Annotated in this window: 18 protein-coding genes and 1 pseudogene; 14 read left to right on the top strand and 5 right to left on the bottom strand. The window is 71.6% G+C overall.

Features of this window, described 5'->3' with window-relative positions:
* Positions 1–24 precede the first annotated feature (24 nt).
* The 8 genes from ald to KUF83_RS36755 all read left to right on the top strand — a co-directional run bounded on the left by ald (position 25) and on the right by KUF83_RS36755 (position 8508).
* Positions 25–1149, top strand: coding sequence for an alanine dehydrogenase (gene ald / locus KUF83_RS36790; RefSeq protein WP_217459402.1), 1125 nt, complete (start codon positions 25–27; stop codon positions 1147–1149).
* Positions 1150–1570: 421 nt separating this feature from the next.
* Complete coding sequence (locus KUF83_RS36785) at positions 1571–2707, top strand: ParA family protein (RefSeq protein ID WP_217459401.1); 1137 nt, start codon at positions 1571–1573, stop codon at positions 2705–2707.
* The gene (locus KUF83_RS36780; RefSeq protein WP_217459400.1) at positions 2692–3258 is read left to right on the top strand and encodes a hypothetical protein; all 567 of its coding nucleotides are present in this window, start codon (positions 2692–2694) and stop codon (positions 3256–3258) included. The genes KUF83_RS36785 and KUF83_RS36780 overlap by 16 nt, the downstream gene beginning before the upstream one ends.
* Positions 3259–3276: 18 nt before the next feature.
* Positions 3277–4476: a ScpA family protein gene (locus KUF83_RS36775; RefSeq protein WP_217459399.1), complete on the top strand. Its 1200-nt coding sequence runs from the start codon at positions 3277–3279 to the stop codon at positions 4474–4476.
* On the top strand, positions 4473–5129 hold the full coding sequence (gene scpB / locus KUF83_RS36770) for an SMC-Scp complex subunit ScpB (protein WP_217459398.1): 657 nt from the start codon (positions 4473–4475) through the stop codon (positions 5127–5129). The genes KUF83_RS36775 and scpB overlap by 4 nt, the downstream gene beginning before the upstream one ends.
* A complete protein-coding gene (locus tag KUF83_RS36765) occupies positions 5129–6439 on the top strand; it encodes a pseudouridine synthase (RefSeq protein WP_217459397.1) in 1311 nt (436 codons plus the stop codon). Before scpB ends, KUF83_RS36765 begins: the two co-directional genes overlap by 1 nt.
* 252 nt (positions 6440–6691) lie before the next feature.
* The gene (locus tag KUF83_RS36760; RefSeq protein WP_217459396.1) at positions 6692–7492 is read left to right on the top strand and encodes an NUDIX domain-containing protein; all 801 of its coding nucleotides are present in this window, start codon (positions 6692–6694) and stop codon (positions 7490–7492) included.
* Entirely contained in the window at positions 7489–8508 is a 1020-nt protein-coding gene (locus KUF83_RS36755; RefSeq protein WP_217459395.1) for an ADP-ribosylglycohydrolase family protein, read from the top strand. The genes KUF83_RS36760 and KUF83_RS36755 overlap by 4 nt, the downstream gene beginning before the upstream one ends.
* 36 nt (positions 8509–8544) lie before the next feature.
* Here the strand turns inward: KUF83_RS36755 and KUF83_RS36750 are convergent, their stop codons facing one another.
* From KUF83_RS36750 to KUF83_RS36740, 3 genes are all read right to left on the bottom strand, one after another.
* The gene (locus KUF83_RS36750) at positions 8545–8988 is read right to left on the bottom strand and encodes a Rieske (2Fe-2S) protein (protein ID WP_217459394.1); all 444 of its coding nucleotides are present in this window, start codon (positions 8986–8988) and stop codon (positions 8545–8547) included.
* Entirely contained in the window at positions 8985–9569 is a 585-nt protein-coding gene (locus KUF83_RS36745) for a DUF6529 family protein (RefSeq protein ID WP_217459393.1), read from the bottom strand. Before KUF83_RS36745 ends, KUF83_RS36750 begins: the two co-directional genes overlap by 4 nt.
* 112 nt (positions 9570–9681) lie before the next feature.
* Entirely contained in the window at positions 9682–10350 is a 669-nt protein-coding gene (locus KUF83_RS36740) for a hypothetical protein (RefSeq protein ID WP_217459392.1), read from the bottom strand.
* Between the two features lie 286 nt (positions 10351–10636).
* Between KUF83_RS36740 and aroH the strand changes: the two genes are divergently transcribed.
* From aroH to der, 5 genes are all read left to right on the top strand, one after another.
* Positions 10637–10999 carry a chorismate mutase gene (gene aroH, locus KUF83_RS36735; protein ID WP_217459391.1) on the top strand — a complete coding sequence of 121 codons (363 nt, stop codon included), beginning with the start codon at positions 10637–10639 and terminating at the stop codon, positions 10997–10999.
* Entirely contained in the window at positions 10996–12081 is a 1086-nt protein-coding gene (locus tag KUF83_RS36730) for a prephenate dehydrogenase (protein ID WP_217459390.1), read from the top strand. Before aroH ends, KUF83_RS36730 begins: the two co-directional genes overlap by 4 nt.
* Positions 12082–12301: 220 nt before the next feature.
* On the top strand, positions 12302–12997 hold the full coding sequence (gene cmk / locus KUF83_RS36725) for a (d)CMP kinase (protein WP_217459389.1): 696 nt from the start codon (positions 12302–12304) through the stop codon (positions 12995–12997).
* Positions 12955–13650, top strand: a complete 696-nt coding sequence (locus tag KUF83_RS36720) for a 1-acyl-sn-glycerol-3-phosphate acyltransferase (RefSeq protein WP_217459388.1) — start codon at positions 12955–12957, stop codon at positions 13648–13650. Before cmk ends, KUF83_RS36720 begins: the two co-directional genes overlap by 43 nt.
* A 73-nt stretch (positions 13651–13723) precedes the next feature.
* A complete protein-coding gene (gene der / locus KUF83_RS36715) occupies positions 13724–15193 on the top strand; it encodes a ribosome biogenesis GTPase Der (RefSeq protein ID WP_217459387.1) in 1470 nt (489 codons plus the stop codon).
* Between the two features lie 72 nt (positions 15194–15265).
* On the opposite strand, the gene KUF83_RS36710 is transcribed toward der, so the two are convergent.
* Entirely contained in the window at positions 15266–15715 is a 450-nt protein-coding gene (locus tag KUF83_RS36710; RefSeq protein ID WP_217459386.1) for a hypothetical protein, read from the bottom strand.
* Positions 15716–15820: 105 nt separating this feature from the next.
* A complete protein-coding gene (locus KUF83_RS36705) occupies positions 15821–16597 on the bottom strand; it encodes a hypothetical protein (RefSeq protein WP_217459385.1) in 777 nt (258 codons plus the stop codon).
* A gap of 439 nt (positions 16598–17036) precedes the next feature.
* Between KUF83_RS36705 and KUF83_RS42715 the strand changes: the two are divergent.
* Positions 17037–17516 (top strand): annotated as a pseudogene (locus tag KUF83_RS42715) (transglycosylase family protein); the annotation flags it as partial.
* Positions 17517–17644: the final 128 nt, after the last annotated feature.

Here is a 17644-nt window from a genome sequence, read left to right as displayed (position 1 = left end):
CAGACCCCTTCTGAGCCAAGGACCGTGATCGACGTGAAGGTCGGCATCCCCCGCGAGGTCAAGAACAACGAGTTCCGGGTGGCCATCACCCCCGCCGGCGTGCACGAGCTGGTGCGCCACGGCCACCAGGTCCTCGTCGAGCAGAACGCCGGCGTCGGTTCGTCGATCCCGGACGAGGAGTACGTCGCCGCCGGCGCGCGGATCCTGCAGACCGCCGACGAGGTCTGGGCCACCGCCGACCTGCTGCTGAAGGTCAAGGAGCCCATCGCGGAGGAGTACCACCGCCTGCGCAAGGACCAGACGCTCTTCACCTACCTGCACCTGGCCGCCTCCAAGGAGTGCACGGACGCGCTCCTGGTCTCCGGCACCACGGCGATCGCGTACGAGACGGTCGAGCTGCCCAGCCGCGCGCTGCCCCTGCTCGCCCCGATGTCCGAGGTCGCGGGCCGCCTCGCCCCGCAGGTCGGCGCCTACCACCTGATGCGCGCCAACGGCGGCCGCGGTGTGCTGCCCGGCGGTGTCCCGGGCGTGCTCGCCGGCCGCGCCGTCGTCATCGGCGGCGGGGTCTCCGGCTGGAACGCGGCACAGATCGCCATCGGCATGGGCTTCCACGTGACCCTGCTCGACCGTGACATCAACAAGCTCAAGGAAGCCGACAAGATCTTCGGTACGAAGATCCAGACCGTCGTCTCCAACGTCTTCGAGCTCGAGAAGGCCTGCCTGGAGGCGGACCTCGTCATCGGAGCCGTGCTCATCCCGGGCGCCAAGGCCCCGAAGCTGGTCACCAACGAGCTCGTGTCGCGGATGAAGCCCGGAAGTGTTCTTGTCGACATCGCGATCGACCAGGGCGGCTGCTTCGAGGACTCGCGTCCGACGACACACGCCGAGCCGACCTTCCCGGTCCACAACTCGGTCTTCTACTGCGTGGCCAACATGCCCGGCGCCGTTCCCAACACGTCGACATACGCGCTGACGAACGCCACGCTGCCGTACATCGTGGAACTCGCGGACCGCGGCTGGGTCGAGGCGCTGCGCCGTGACCCGGCGCTCGCCAGGGGCCTCAACACCCATGACGGCAAGGTCGTCTACCGTGAGGTCGCGGAGGCCCACGGCCTGGAGCATGCCGAGCTGGAGACCCTGATCGGCTGACGTACGGCCCGGTTTGTCCCGCCTCGCCAGGCATCTCTCCACGGACAAAAGGCGATACGTCAACACGGGTCGTCAACATCGCACGTACGGCCGGACCTTGTCCCACAAGGCCCGGCCGGATGTGTCTCGGGTCACTTTGCGAGACTCGTTCAACTCGCCTCGAACGTAACCCTTGAACCGTTTCGCACACCCTTGAAACCTGCCGTGCGACGCCCTTACGCCCTTGACAGAGGGGTGTTCCCTTGCCGACACATCCGGCCGGGTCCGGCGGATTGTGTTGCTGCGGAGCGGTGACACGCCATAGAGTCGCCAACCGTCGGCATGGTGCCACGCTGACCTATCGAGAAATTTCCTGGTCACCAAGGAGGTAAGACGACTTGTGAATGAGTCGACATTTACTCCCGGGGGTGGTCAACCAGGAATGCCTGCGCAGGGCTCGAGGCCCGCGGGGCTCGAGGCTGTCGGCTCCGTCGCTGTGCGCACCTTCGCAGCCCATCAGAGTCACCACACCTCGCGGACGACTCAGCCCGCACACCAGAGCATGGATGGCCATCACGTGAACGCCATGGCCGGCAACGGAAGTGGCGAGAACCGCACCCACTTCGCCGACTACGACGACCTGCCCGAGGGGCACTTCTACGACCCCGACGCCGAGTACGAGCCCGATCCGGAGTACGCGGCCACGCTCGCGCCCGACGCGGCGCGCCAGCGCCGTGAGCGCATCGGCCCGACCGGACGCCCGCTGCCGTACTTCCCGATCCCGGGCCCGCTGACCGATCACGGCCCCGCGAAGATCATCGCGATGTGCAACCAGAAGGGCGGCGTCGGAAAGACGACGTCGACCATCAACCTGGGTGCCGCTCTCGCGGAGTACGGACGCCGGGTCCTGCTCGTCGACTTCGACCCGCAGGGCGCCCTGTCCGTGGGCCTCGGCGTCAACCCGATGGAGCTCGACCTCACGGTCTACAACCTGCTCATGGAGCGGGGCATGGCGGCCGACGAGGTGCTCCTGAAGACAGCGGTCCCGAACATGGACCTGCTGCCCAGCAACATCGACCTGTCCGCCGCCGAGGTGCAACTGGTGAGCGAGGTCGCCCGCGAGTCCACTCTGCAGCGCGCCCTGAAGCCGCTGATGGCCGACTACGACTACATCGTGATCGACTGTCAGCCCTCCCTGGGCCTGCTCACCGTGAACGCGCTGACGGCCGCCCACAAGGTGATAGTGCCACTGGAGTGCGAGTTCTTCGCGCTGCGCGGAGTCGCGCTGCTCACCGAGACCATCGAGAAGGTCCAGGAGCGGCTCAACCCCGAGCTGGAGCTCGACGGCATCCTCGCCACGATGTACGACTCGCGCACCGTGCACAGCCGTGAGGTGCTCGCGCGCGTGGTCGAGGCGTTCGACGATCACGTCTACCACACGGTGATCGGCCGGACCGTCCGCTTCCCGGAGACCACGGTCGCCGGTGAGCCGATCACGACGTACGCCTCCAACTCCGTCGGCGCCGCCGCCTACCGTCAGCTCGCCAGGGAGGTGCTCGCCCGGTGTCACGCCGAGTGAGTCTGCCGGGGGCCGACGAACTGTTCCGCACGACCGGGGGGATGGCCCTCCAGTCGTCCACCCCGAGGCGTCCGGCCAACGGCGAGGCCCGGGTACCGGCTCCGGCGGGCGAGAGTGACGCCGGAGCCTCCGGGGAGGACGCGCCGCAGTCGGTGCCCGTGCAGGGCGGGGACGGCGAGGGCGACGAACACGTCGCGGCCGACGCCGACTCCGCCGACGGGGAGTCCCGCAGCCGGGGCGCCGCCACGGCCGACCCCTCCGTACGACGTCAGGGGGCGCAGGAAGGTTCTGCCGGGGCGCAGCCCCGCAAGCGCGGCCGGGGCTCCGGACGCCGGCCCAGCGGGCGCGAGCGGCACGACGAGAAGATCACGGTGTACGTGTCCGCCGAGGAGCTCATGGACCTCGAACACGCCCGGCTGGTGCTCCGCGGGGAGCACGGGCTCGCGGTCGACCGCGGGCGGATCGTGCGTGAGGCCGTCGCCGTGGTCCTCGCGGATCTCGAGTCCCGCGGAGACGCGAGCATCCTCGTACGACGGTTGCGCGGGCGGTAGCGGTAGCCTGCGACGGCTATGACCTCGAACGACGTCCCTGCCTCTGCCTCCGGCGGTACCGGTGGCCGACGGCGTGCGCTGGGGCGGGGACCTCGGGGCACGCCCCCCGCCGAGCCGCTGGCAGCGGAGAGACCGTCCGACCCTGAGAGACAGTCCGACCCTGAGAGGCCGTCCGCGTCCGGGGGCGGGTCCCCGGGTGCGGACCGTGAGGCACCGCACCAGCACCCGCCTCCGTCCCCCGGCCTCGGCCCCGCCCGGACGGAGGGAGCCCCGCCGGCCGGGGGAACGCCCGCCCACGACGTCACGGGCGACCCGGAACGCGAGTCCGAAGCCGTCAGCCCCGAAAAGCGGCCCGCCTACGCCGTACCTCCCGGGGAGCAGTCCGCCTCCGACGAGGCGGACGAACCCGGTGACGGTGTCTTCACCGTTCGGCTCGCCAACTTCGAGGGGCCCTTCGATCTGCTGCTCCAGCTGATCTCCAAGCACAAGATGGACGTCACCGAGGTGGCCCTCTCCAAGGTCACCGACGAGTTCATGGCGCACATCAGGGCGATGGGGCCGGACTGGGACCTCGACCAGACGACCGAGTTCCTGGTCGTCGCGGCGACCCTGCTCGATCTGAAGGCCGCCCGGCTGCTGCCGTCCGCCGAGGTCGAGGACGAGGCCGATCTGGCGTTGCTGGAGGCCCGGGACCTGCTCTTCGCGCGCCTGCTCCAGTACCGCGCGTACAAGCAGATCGCCGACATCTTCAACCGGCGCCTCGACGAGGAGGCGCGGCGTTACCCCCGGACCGTCGGGCTGGAGGCCCACCACGCCGAGCTGCTGCCGGAGGTCGTCATCAGCATCGGGGCGGAAGGATTCGCCCGGCTCGCCGTGAAGGCGATGCAGCCGAAGCCGAAGCCCCAGGTGTACGTCGACCACATCCACGCGCCGCTCGTGAGCGTGCAGGAGCAGGCGGCGATCGTGGTGGCGCGGCTGCGGGAGCTCGGGGAGGCCAGTTTCCGCTCGCTCGTCGACGACACCGACGACACCCTCACCGTCGTGGCGCGTTTCCTGGCCCTTCTGGAGCTCTATCGCGAGAAGGCGGTCTCCCTGGACCAGGAGGAGGCTCTGGGGGAGCTGGTGGTGCGCTGGACGGGCGGGGAGGGGGAGGCGCAGCCGACGGTGACGGACGAGTTCGACAGACCGCCCGAGCCGGTGAAGGAGGAGAAGGTGTGAGCGAGGACACCACCGAGGCCCCGGCAGGGGTGCGCGGCGTCGCGGATCTCGACCTCGGGCCCGCCCTGGAGGCCGTCCTGATGGTCGTGGACGAGCCCGCCACCGAGGAGCACCTCGCGAAGATCCTGGAGCGGCCCAGGCGGCAGGTCGCGGACGCGCTGCGGGCGTTGGCCGACGAGTACACCGTCCAGGGGCGTGGCTTCGAGCTGCGGCTAGTCGCCGGGGGCTGGCGGTTCTACAGCCGGCCGCAGTACGCGGCGGCCGTCGAGCGGTTCGTGCTGGACGGGCAGCACGCCCGGCTCACGCAGGCCGCTCTGGAGACCCTCGCCGTGGTCGCGTACCGGCAGCCGGTCAGCCGTTCCCGGGTCTCGGCGGTCCGCGGAGTGAACTGTGACGGGGTCATGCGCACCCTCCTTCAGCGCGGTCTGGTCGAGGAGGCGGGCGCGGAACCCGAAACAGGTGCGATCCTGTACAGGACGACGAACTACTTCCTGGAGCGAATGGGCCTGCGCGGCCTGGACGAGCTCCCGGAGCTCGCGCCCTTCCTTCCGGAGGCGGACGCGATCGAGGCAGAGACGCTGGAAGGGGTCCCGTCGTTCGATCCGGATGCGCCGGACGCAGATGCAGACGACACGACGACGACGGAACTTTGATGCGAAGCAGTGGCAGCGGCAGTGGCAGGAACAGCGGCGGGCGAGGCAACCCCCGCGGGACCGGTGGGGGCGGTAACTCCCGCGGCTCCGGCGGCGGAGGCGGCAACCCCCGTGGTTCCGGCGGTGGAGGCGGTAACTCCCGCGGGTCCGGTGGCGGGGGTTCTCGTGGCTCCGGCGGCGGCAACCCGCGTGGCTCCGGCGGTGGCAATCCCCGCGGCTCCGGTGGCGGAGGCGGCGGCCCCCGCACCTCCGGCAGCGGATACGACTCCCGGGGGACCGCCGGGAGGGGCCCCCAGCAGAACGGCGCGGGAGGGCCCGACGACAGGCCGAAGCGCCCCAGCAAGCCCCGCCCCGAGGAGCGTCGCTACGACGTAGGCCCCGGCGCCACCCACGAGGGTGCCAAGTCCGGGCGCGGCAGTTCCGCCCGCGGCGGTGCCAAGGGCGGCCCCAGGCAGGGCCAGCAGCGCGGCGGCCGTACGGAGAACGCGCGCTCCCGTGAGTACGAGACGCGGACCGAGGAGCGCAACAGGGACCGGTACGCGGGCCGGCCCGAGGTCAAGACGCCCAAGACCTTCCCGGGCGCCGAGCAGGAGGGCGAGCGGCTGCAGAAGGTGCTCGCGCGCGCGGGCTACGGCTCGCGGCGTGCCTGCGAGGAGCTGGTCGAGCAGTCCCGCGTCGAGGTCAACGGCGAGATCGTCGTGGAACAGGGCATGCGTGTCGACCCCGAGAACGACGAGATCAGGGTCGACGGGCTGACGGTGGCCACGCAGTCGTACCAGTTCTTCGTGCTCAACAAGCCCGCCGGTGTCGTGTCCACCATGGAGGACAACGAGGGCCGTCAGTGCCTCGGCGACTACGTGACGAACCGCGAGACGCGGCTCTTCCACGTGGGACGGCTCGACACCGAGACCGAGGGCATCATCCTGCTCACCAACCACGGTGAGCTGGCGCACCGCCTGACGCATCCCAAGTACGGCGTGAAGAAGGTCTACCTCGCGCACATCGTGGGCCCGATCCCGCGCGACCTGGGCAAGCAGCTCAAGGACGGCATCCAGCTGGAGGACGGGTACGCGAAGGCGGACCACTTCAGGGTCGTCGAGCAGACCGGCAAGAACTACATGGTCGAGGTGACGCTGCACGAGGGCCGCAAGCACATCGTGCGCCGCATGCTCGCCGAGGCCGGCTTCCCGGTCGACAAGCTCGTGCGTGTGTCCTTCGGTCCGATCGCCCTCGGCGACCAGAAGTCGGGCTGGCTGAGGCGGCTGTCGAACACCGAGGTCGGAATGCTGATGCAGGAGGTCGACCTCTAGGAGTCCCGGCGGCGAGACCTCTTCCGCCGTCCTCGTCCGTACGGCATCGGCCGGTTCCGGGATCTTCCCGGGGCCGGCCGATGCGTGTCCGGGGGTTGTGGGCACACGGTTCGCTATTTATAGTCGTACTGACTATTAAAGAGCGTCCCTGTCGGGCGCGGACGCTGGAGCAGGGCCCACGGGGGTGGTCCCGGTCCTCCGCCGTCGCCCGGCAGGGCACCCACAGCCGTCGAGGCGGCACGAGGAGGGGGTATGGAGGGCTACGACAAGCACGCCTTCGAGCCCTTCGCCGTCACCGTGGATCTCGCGGTGTTCACGGTCCGGACGGGCGTACTGGACGTGCTCCTGATCGAGCGCGGGCAGGAGCCGTACCTGGGCTGCTGGGCACTGCCGGGAGGGTTCGTGCTGCCCGAGGAGTCCGCCGGGACGGCCGCCCGGCGCGAACTGGCCGAGGAGACAGGCCTGTCGGACGTCTCCGGGCTGCACCTGGAGCAACTGCGCACCTACAGCGAGCCGGACCGCGATCCCCGGATGCGGGTGGTCTCCGTGGCGTACACCGCGCTGCTGCCGGACCCACCCGAGCCGCGCGGCGGCGGGGACGCGGCGAGCGCGCGATGGCTGCCGTACGACGGACTCGGCCCGCTCGCCTTCGACCACGACCGGATCCTCGCCGACGCGCACGAGCGGATCGGCGCCAAGCTGGAGTACACCTGCCTGGCCACGGCGTTCTGCCCGCCCCGGTTCACACTCGGGGAGCTTCAGCAGGTCTACGAGACGGTGTGGGGGACCGCGCTCGACCGCCCGAACTTCCGGCGCAAGGTCCTCGCCACGCCCGGGTTCGTCGAGCCGGTCCCGGGTGAGGCCCGGCTGACCGGAGGCCGGGGGAAGCCCGCCGCGCTGTACCGGGCGGGCGCCGCCACGGCGTTGCATCCGCCGCTGCTGCGACCGGCTCCGCCACCACCGTCCGCCGAGGCCGGCCCCTCTCCCGGCGCCCACCGGTCCCCGCCGCCGTCCCCCTCGCAGTCCGCCTCTTCGGAAGGACGATCCTCATGACCACGACCGTCAGAAAGCACGCCGCCACCGGGGCACTGGTCGGGCTCGCCCTCGGGGACGCGCTCGGCTTCCCGACCGAGTTCAACGACGTGCCGTCGATCCTCGCCAAGTGCGGCCCATGGCGGGAGATGGAGCTGCCGGACCCCGCCTTCGTCACGGACGACACGCAGATGACCCTGGCGCTGGCGCGGGGGCTGCGGACGGCCATGGACCGGGGGCTCCTCGGGCCCAAGCGGATGGAGCGGCCGGTGCGAGAGGAGTTCGTGGACTGGTACCAGTCCCCGGAGAACAACCGCGCGCCCGGCCGTACCTGCCTCGTCGCCTGCGAGAAACTGAAGAGCGCGGACCGGCTCTGGCAGGACGCCAGCCAGGTGGGCTCGAAGGGCTGCGGCGCCAACATGCGCGTGGCGCCCCTCGGTCTCGTCCCCGGGCTCAGCGACGAACAGCGCGCGGGCGCCGCCCAGTTGCAGGCCGCCCTCACCCACGGCCACCCGACGGCGCTGACCGCCTCCGACCTCACCGCGCACGCGGTACGGCTGCTCGCACAGGGCACCGAACCGACGGGCCTGGTCGGACTCCTGCGGTCGTACGCGTACGAGAACCGGACGCGCTATCACGACCGCTGGCTCGGTGACCTGTGGGCCCGCGCCCAGGACCCCACCCCGGCGCACTACATCGCCCGCGGCTGGGACGAGTGCCTGGAGGCTCTGGAGCGGCTTCAGCGGGCCCTGCGGTCGCCGTCGCCCGAGACGGACCCCTGTCTGGCCACGGGGGCCGGGTGGATCGCCGAGGAGGCCCTCGCCACCGGACTGCTGTGCTTCCTGCTCTTCGTCGACGAGCCGGTGACGGCCCTGCGCCGGGCCGCCTGCACCTCCGGGGACTCGGACTCGATCGCCTGTCTGGCCGGCGCCTTCGCGGGGGCGCACCTCGGCGCCGACGCATGGCCCACGGAGTGGGCCGACCGGATCGAGCACCAGGGGGACCTGATGTCCTTCGGCGCGCTCTGGGACGCCTGACCGGCCGGGCCGGCCGCGCGTGGCGGGCCGGGCGGGTCAGGCGACGCTGATCGAGTCGCCCGTGACCGTGATCTGCTTCGCGGGGAGCGGCTTCGGCGCCGGGCCGCCCGCCACCGAGCCGTCGGCGACGCGGAACCTGCTGCCGTGGCACGTGCAGTTGATCGTGCCGTCCGAGACGTTGGCGACGATGCAGCCCGAGTGCGTGCAGACCGCCGAGAAGGCCTTGAAGTCGCCCTGCTCGGGCTGGGTGACGACGACCTTCTCGTCCTTGAAGATCTTGCCGCCGCCGACCGGGACGTCACCCGTCCTGGTGAGTTCCTCGCCACCGGGTGCCCGGCTCCCGCTTCCGGAGGGGGCCGCCGAGGGCGCCTCCTCCGTGTCGCCCCCGCCGTTCTCGTCGCCGTACTTGCTGCAGCCCAGGAGCAGTGCGCCGGCCGCGCCCGTCACGAGCACCGTGCGCCGCGTCGAGGGTTTCGTCATGTCGTCACTCCGAAGGTGCGGAAGAACCAGAGGGCGGAGGTCAGCCAGATCACGGTGAGGGCGGAGAAGACGAGCCCGCCGACGACGGGCAGCACCCAGCCGGGCAGTCGCTCCGAGCGGAGCAGCAGCATCTTGGCACTGAACGCACCGAAGAAGAAGCAACCCAGGAGCGAGTGCCACAAGACGCGCGGTTCGTACGTCTGATAGCCCAACGCGTACAGACAGTGCACCGCTACAGGAACCGCCATCAAGAACGCGATCCGGCCCGACCAGCGGTGCACCGTGCCGGACCAGCTCGGGCCCGGCAGGCGCCCGTACAGCATGAGTGCCGAGACGAGCTGCACGACCGCGAATCCCATCGCGGCGGTGCCCAGCCACGACTTCACGGCGCTCGTGCTGCTGAAGCCCGCCAGGTTGAAGGCGGTGCCCTCCGGGTCGTGCACGTTTCCGTAGACGCCGAGGCCTACCGCGACCGCGCTCGCGACCAGGGCCGGTACGACGTAGCGGGCGGCCCCCGGGCCGCGGCGGGCGGGGTCGGGCGCGGAGAAGCCCTGGGTGGCGGCGTTCGGGTCCACGGTCATGGTCGGCTCCCTGCGGTCACGCGGTCATGGAGCGAAGGACGGAGCGGGGGATGGGGCGGGGGAGGGAGCGAGGGGCGGGCCGAGGGGCGGGCCGAGGGGCGGGCCGAGGGGGTCACGGGGTCACGGGCCGGGCGGTGAGCCGCTGTCCGTCGACCGTCACGGCGCCGCTCTCCGGGTCGATACGGGGTGCTGCCGCCGCCCTGCCGTCGCGCTTGAGGATGCCGACCTGGCGGCCGTCCGGCAGTACGATCCAGCCGCCGTCGACCTCGGCGCCGCGCACGGTGGCGGTGGCGCGGTACAGCCCGGAGGGCTTGACGGCCCTGTCCGCCGTGAAGCCGTACGTCCGCTGCCCCATGTCGACGGTGCCGCGGATCTTCTTGCCGGTCAGCTCGCCGGTGAGGACCTCGCCCTTCTGACCCTTCAGCCGCATGCTGCCGTCGGCCTCGACGGGGCCCTTCAGCCACGACTCCTGGTCCCGGCCGTCACAGAAGTACGCGACCGCCCTGCCGTCGCGCAGCGTCACCGCCACCGCAGAGGAGTCGTCGTCGGTGCGGCCCGCGTAGTCGCCGTTCGCCACGGCGGACCTCGACGGGCTGGGCGACGGTGACGGCTTCCCCGGAGTGGCCGTGGCGGTGGGCGTCGGGCTCGCCGACACGACGTCGGCGGGCGAGTCGCTCCCGGTCGACGTGCTGCGCGTCCCCGTCGTCGCGTTGAGCGACAGCATGAACAGGGCGAGCAGCAGTCCCGCGAGGAGCGTGAAAAGTGGTCCGGAACGCTTCATCGTGCCTCCCCCGAGGCGTGGCGCGGACAGCCCCACCATGCAAGCGGACCCGCGGGCCCTGCGTCCAGAGGCGCACAGGAGCGACTTCGCGGAGATTCAAGGACGATTCCACCGTAAAACACCCCCTCGCTCCATGTAGCGACAGGGGGCGGAACGGGTGATATTGGGGTGATCCGGGGAGAGCGTGGCGGGCGTCTCGGCAGGCGGGCGCCGCGCACCGGGCGACCGAGGGCTGACTAGGCTGGATGCACCAAAGCCGATACGTACATCAGCAAGGAGCATCACCGTGGCGGTACGAGCGGTCCGGGGCGCCGTCCAACTGGAGCGGGACGAGGCCGGGCACATGGACGAGCAGGTCAGCGAGCTGCTCACCGCCATCCTGGAGCGGAACGCGCTGACCACCGACGAGCTGATCAGCATCTGGTTCACGGCGACGCCCGACCTGCACAGCGACTTCCCGGCGGCCGCGGCACGCAAGCTCGGCATCGTCGACGTACCGCTGATCTGTGCGCAGGAGCTGGACATCGAGGGCGCGATGCCCCGGGTCGTGCGGGTCCTCGCGCACATCGAGTCCGATCTGCCCCGCTCCGAGGTCGCGCACGTCTACCTGGGTGCCGCGGGCGCGCTCCGCAAGGACATCGCCCAGTGAGAACGGCACTCGTCATCGGTACCGGCCTCATCGGGACGTCGGCCGCGCTGGCCCTGGCCGGGCGCGGCGTCACCGTGCACCTCGCCGACCACGACCCGGAGCAGGCCCGTACGGCGGCCGCGCTCGGCGCCGGGACGGACGAGGAACCCCGGGGGCCCGTCGACCTCGCGATCATCGCCGCGCCGCCCGCGCACGTCGCCGCGGCACTCGCCGACGCGATGCGGCGCGGGGTCGCCCGCGGCTACCTCGACGTGGCCAGCGTCAAGGGCGGGCCGCGCCGCGAGCTGGAGTCACTAGGCCTCGACCTGTCCGCGTACATCGGCTCGCACCCCATGTCCGGCCGTGAGAAGTCGGGCCCCCTGGCCGCCACCGGTGACCTCTTCGAGGGGCGCCCCTGGGTGCTGACGCCGACCCGGGACACGGACACCGAGGTGCTCAACCTCGCGCTGGAGCTGGTCTCGCACTGCCGGGCGGTCCCGGTGGTGATGGATGCCGACGCCCACGACCGTGCGGTGGCGCTCGTCTCGCACATGCCGCACCTGGTGTCCAGCATGGTCGCCGCCCGGCTGGAGAACGCCGAGGAGACGGCCGTACGCCTCTGCGGGCAGGGCATCCGGGACGTGACCCGGATCGCCGCGTCCGACCCGCGGATGTGGATCGACATCCTCTCCGCGAACCCGGGTCCGGTCGCCGACCTCCTCGCGGACGTCTCCGCCGACCTGGACGAGACCGTGCAGGCCCTGCGTGCCCTCCAGTCCTCCGACGAGGCCAAGCGCCGCGAGGGCACCACGGGCATCGAGGACGTCCTGCGCCGCGGCAACGCAGGCCAGGTCCGCGTCCCCGGCAAGCACGGCGCCGCGCCCACCACGTACGAGAGCGTCGTCGTCCTCATCGACGACCAGCCGGGCCAGCTGGCCCGCATCTTCGCCGACGCCGGCCGCGCGGGCGTCAACATCGAGGACGTGCGCATCGAGCACGCGACCGGGCAGCAGGCCGGCCTGGTGGAGCTGATGGTGAAGCCGTCGGCGGTGCCGGTGCTGACGGCGTCCCTGCGGGAGCGGGGCTGGGCGATCCGGCAGTAGGGGCGGCCACCTGAGCGGCTGCCCCGCCGCGGGTCCGGCGCCCGTGCCGGCGGTCCTGGTCCTGATGATCGTCGAGAGCGTGGCGCCGGGACGCCGGCAGGGACGTGGAGGGGCCGCCGCGGGGTCCGTAAAACGGGGTCCGGGAAGCCAGTAACCTTGTTCGGGGCGCGATCGTGCCCGCACCAGCCCAGCACCCCGTACCAGGAAGGTGTCCGCACCCGTGGAATCCACCGCCGCCCGGACCGCTCCGGCCGTGATCGTCGCCATCGACGGTCCCTCCGGCACGGGCAAGTCGAGCACCTCGAAGGCCGTCGCCGCACAGCTCGGCCTCAGCTACCTGGACACGGGCGCCCAGTACCGTGCGATCACCTGGTGGATGGTGACCAACGGCATCGACGTCGCCGACCCCTCCGAGATCGCGGCCGCGGCCGGAAAGCCCGAGATCGTGTCCGGTACGGACCCCCTGGCGCCGACCATCACGGTCGACGGCACGGACGTCGCGGGCCCGATCCGCACCCAGGACGTCACCTCCAAGGTGAGCGCGGTCAGCGCCGTCCCCGAGGTGCGCGCCCGGATCACCGAGCTGCAGCGCTCGATCGCCGCGGCGGCCGAGAAGGGCATCGTCGTCGAGGGCCGGGACATCGGTACGACCGTGCTGCCCGACGCCGACCTGAAGATCTTCCTCACCGCTTCCCCGGAGGCCCGCGCCGCCCGCCGCAGCGGTGAGCTCAAGGGCGCCGACGTCAACGCCACCCGCGAGGCCCTGATCAAGCGGGACGCGGCCGACTCCTCCCGCAAGACCTCGCCGCTGGCCAAGGCCGGCGACGCGGTCGAGGTGGACACCTCCGACCTCACGCTCCTCCAGGTCATCGAGTGCGTCGTCACCCTCGTCGAGGAGAAGCGGACCACGACGTGAGCGAAGCCCCCGCCGTCCCGACGGCGCGGCGTGCCGAGGTCGGCCGCCGGATCGGCGTCGGCCTGATGTTCGGGCTGTGGAAGCCGCGCGTCCTGGGCGCCTGGAAGGTCCCCGCGACCGGCCCGGTGATCCTCGCCGTCAACCACTCCCACAACATCGACGGTCCGATGGTCATGGGCGTGGCACCCCGGCCGACGCACTTCCTGATCAAGAAGGAGGCGTTCATCGGTCCGCTCGACCCCTTCCTGCTCGCCATCGGGCAGGTGAAGGTGGACCGTACGATCGCCGACCGCACCGCGATCACGCAGGCGCTGGGCGTCCTCGCGGACGGCGGCGTCCTCGGGATCTTCCCCGAGGGCACCCGCGGCCAGGGCGACTTCGCCTCGCTGCGCGCGGGGCTCTCCTACTTCGCGGTCCGCGGCGGGGCCCCGATCGTGCCGGTCGCCGTGCTGGGAAGCACGGAGCGGCGCGGACGGTTGACGAAGGAGCTGCCCCCGCTGCGGAGCCGGGTCGACGTCGTCTTCGGCGACCCCTTCGAGGCGGGCGACGGCAGCGGACGGCGTACGCGCAAGGCCCTCGACGAGGCGACCGTGCGCATCCAGAAGCAGCTCACCGCGCACCTGGAAAACGCCAGGCGCCTCACGGGGCGTTAAGAGACACTTGAGTAGTGGATCACCCCGAACGGGGCGTTCCACCGATCACCACGATGAACGAGGTACGGACTTCATGAACGACCAGATCCAGCCCGACGGCTCGGAGCACGAGCACGGGGCACTTGGCGATGCCGAGTACGCGGAGTTCATGGAGCTCGCCGCGGAAGAGGGCTTCGACGCCGAGGACATCGAGGGCGCGATCGGTGAGGCCGGTCACGGCCCGCTTCCGGTCCTCGCCGTCGTCGGCCGCCCGAATGTCGGCAAGTCGACCCTGGTGAACCGCATCATCGGCCGCCGCGAGGCCGTCGTCGAGGACAAGCCGGGCGTCACCCGCGACCGCGTCACCTACGAGGCCGAGTGGGCGGGCCGCCGCTTCAAGCTCGTCGACACCGGCGGCTGGGAGCAGGACGTCCTCGGCATCGACGCCTCCGTGGCCGCGCAGGCCGAGTTCGCGATCGACGCGGCCGACGCGGTCGTCTTCGTCGTCGACGCCAAGGTCGGCGCCACCGACACCGACGAGGCGGTCGTCCGCCTGCTGCGCAAGGCCGGCAAGCCCGTCGTCCTGTGTGCGAACAAGGTCGACGGCCTCAGCGGTGAGGCCGACGCCTCGTACCTGTGGTCGCTGGGTCTCGGCGAGCCGCACCCCGTCTCCGCGCTGCACGGCCGCGGCACCGGCGACATGCTCGACGCCGTCCTGGAGGCGCTTCCCGAGGCCCCCGCGCAGACCTTCGGCACGGCGATCGGCGGCCCCCGCCGCATCGCGCTCATCGGCCGCCCGAACGTCGGCAAGTCCTCGCTCCTGAACAAGGTGGCGAACGAGGACCGCGTGGTCGTCAACGAGATCGCGGGCACCACCCGTGACCCGGTCGACGAGCTCATCGAGCTCGGCGGCGTCACCTGGAAGTTCGTCGACACGGCCGGTATCCGCAAGCGGGTCCACCTCCAGCAGGGCGCCGACTACTACGCCTCGCTGCGCACGGCCGCCGCCGTGGAGAAGGCGGAGGTCGCGGTCATCCTGCTGGACGCCAGCGAGAACATCAGCGTCCAGGACCAGCGCATCGTGACGATGGCCGTCGAGGCGGGCCGCGCGATCGTTCTGGCCTTCAACAAGTGGGACACCCTCGACGAGGAGCGCCGCTACTACCTGGAGCGGGAGATCGAGACCGAGCTCCTCCAGGTGGCGTGGGCCCCGCGGGTCAACGTCTCGGCGCGTACGGGCCGCCACATGGAGAAGCTGGTCCCGGCGATCGAGGCCGCGCTGGCGGGCTGGGAGGCGCGCGTTCCGACGGGCCGCCTGAACGCCTTCCTGGGTGAGCTGGTCGCCGCCCACCCGCACCCGATCCGCGGCGGCAAGCAGCCCCGCATCCTCTTCGGCACGCAGGCGGGCACCAAGCCGCCGCGGTTCGTGCTCTTCTCCTCGGGCTTCATCGAGCACGGCTACCGCCGCTTCGTGGAGCGCCGGCTGCGTGAGGAGTTCGGCTTCGAGGGGACGCCGATCCACATCTCGGTGCGGGTGCGCGAGAAGCGCGGCAAGAAGAAGTAGCCGTACGGCGGAAGCCGGACGCACATGAGGAGAGGGCCCCCGCACCGTGCGGGGGCCCTCTCCTCATGTGCGTCAGCGTTCCCGGCGAGGCCCTGGCGGCAGCGCCGCCGGGATCAGGCCCGTGGCGTGCTGCCGTGCCACCGGCTGCCAGACGGTCGTGACCGTCGGGCTCTGGTGCGTGGACACCTGCCCGGTCTGGTGCTGCCCGGCGACGTGCCGCATGCCGTACGCGGTCGGCGTGTACGCACCCGAGTTGTACGAGCCGGAGCCGAGCAGTCCCGGGCCGTGGAGGCCCGGTCCGTGCAGGCCGGGCCCGCCCGGGCTGATCCCGAAGGCCTTGAAGCCGAGATCCTCCTCGCCGCTGCGATCGCCCGGCAGGGACCGGAAGGTCCTGAGGTACTCCGCGTACAGCGCGTCGTAGATCGGGGTGGCCGAACAGCTGCCCGAGAAGTCCTGGGCCGGCCGCAGGGCCGGAACCGGGGACGAGTAGGGCAGGCGGCGGGGGGCGTCGTAGGTGTGCACGTACGTGCCAACGACCCCGCCGCCCTTCGGATGCGGCCGACGGCCCGCTTTCGCAGGTCACCGGGAGCGTGTCCGGTGTCCGCGGGGGACCGGGGCCGCCCGTGCTCAGGTGCCGGCCAGGGGCATCGCGCTCGCCACCAGTCGGCCGCTCGCCGCCGCCTTGTCGAGCGCGTCACGCAGCAGGTCCTCGCGGGGCTGACGGCCGATCGAGCCGACCGGGGCCGCGAACAGCAGTACCTGCTGGTGCTTGTTGGCGGCCGCCCGCCAGCTGTCCGTTACCTGGAGCGGCTGGTGGGCCTGCCACCAGGCGACGGGTGAGCCGCCGCCGGCGCCGGGCTGCAGAACCGCGTGCAGCTGGCCCATGGCGAGCAGCACGGACCAGCCGTGCAGCACGGGCGGCACCTCGGTGAGCTGGCTGACCGGCATGAACCCCTGCTCGATGAGGAGCGGCAGGAAGTCGTCGCCGGCACCGCCCGCCGTGCCCGGCCGGGCGATGCGCCCGGTCGGCTCGACGACGAGCGCGGGGTGCAACTCGCCGCCGAGCAGGACGAGTCCGCTGGTGACGCCGAGGACCGCCTGCTCGGGCAGGGCCTCGGTGGGGCGCTCGTCCCCGGTGATGGAACGGGCGGCGCCCTGCAGCTGCTCCTCGGTCACCTGGACGACCTGCGAGGGCAGGCAGCCGGCGTGGGCGAAGGCGAGGACGGCGGTCTCCTCGCCGATGAACAGGACAGTGCTGGTGCGCTCCTGTTCGGAGTCGCCCTGGGTGCGGCAGGACGTGCAGTCGTAACTGCCCGGGGCGTTGTCTCCGGCGAGCAGCCGGTCGGCTTCTTCGTCGCCGATCTCGGCGCGTACGTCGTCGCTGACGTCGAGCATGCGCGGCACGGGTGGCTCCTCGGGATGCGGTGCGTGTTGTGGCCGGGGGCTCCCGGTCCGTGAACCGGATGGGTTCCCGGCTCATGAAGAAGACAACGGAGGATCCGTGGCCGGAGTCACGCCCGGGAGCGAACGGAATCGAACCATCCTGCGTACGGGACGGACCCGGCGGCGGAATCCGCAATATCCTGCCAACTACGTTGGTACGCAAGGGAGTTGACCCGCGAATGCGGGATCCGGATCATCCCGGTCAATCGTCGACAAATCAGGAAATCCGCTAACGAAGTGGGTGGCTCGATTTGGTTGATACCGACGGTAATAGCGGCTACGGGGGACTTTCGGGGCTTCCTCGTCTCCTGACGGGCACGGTCCTCCGACCGGGTGGGGCCCCGGCCGGTGTCCGCGCGGCTCGTCCGGGCGGCGCTCAGGCCCTGCCTAGCGTGGCCCGATGTCGATCAAGCGCTTGCGGTACGCGGCTGCCGTCGCCGTGGTCCTGGCCGTGCTCGCCCCGGTGGAGGCGTCCGCGGCACCCCCGCCTCCCGCGCCCGGTCGCGCGGCCGCCCAGGTGCCGTACGACTGCGCCGGGGACCGGTGGCCATGGGGCTGCCTCGCCGAGTGCGAGAGCAGCGGCCGCTGGGGCGCGAACACCGGAAACGGCTTCTACGGAGGGCTGCAGTTCTGGCAGCCGACCTGGAGGGCGTTCGGCGGACTGGCGTACGCGCGGCGCGCGGACCTGGCCACGCGGGACGAGCAGATCAGGGTCGCGGAGGAGGTGGTGCGGGTCCAGGGCTGGGAGGCGTGGCCCGTCTGCGCCAAGAGGTACGGGCTCACAGGGCGGGCGCATGTGGTGAAGCCGGGGGAGACGCTGGCCTCGATCGCCCGCCGGTACCGCGTCAAGGGAGGGTGGAAGGCCCTCTACAAGCTCAACAGACGGATGGTCGGCGCGAATCCGGACCGGCTGAACCCCGGCACGACGCTGCGGCTGCCGAAGGGGGCGGGTCCGGGCCGGCCGATCACGCCGGCGGACGGGGGCACGGCCGCACCGGGCCAGAGCGC

It is taken from the genome of Streptomyces sp. BV286 (genome assembly GCF_019090165.1).
Taxonomy (GTDB): Bacteria; Actinomycetota; Actinomycetes; order Streptomycetales; family Streptomycetaceae; genus Streptomyces.
The sequence above is the reverse complement of the archived record's forward strand: the minus strand, read 5'-3'. Positions and strand labels throughout refer to the sequence as shown.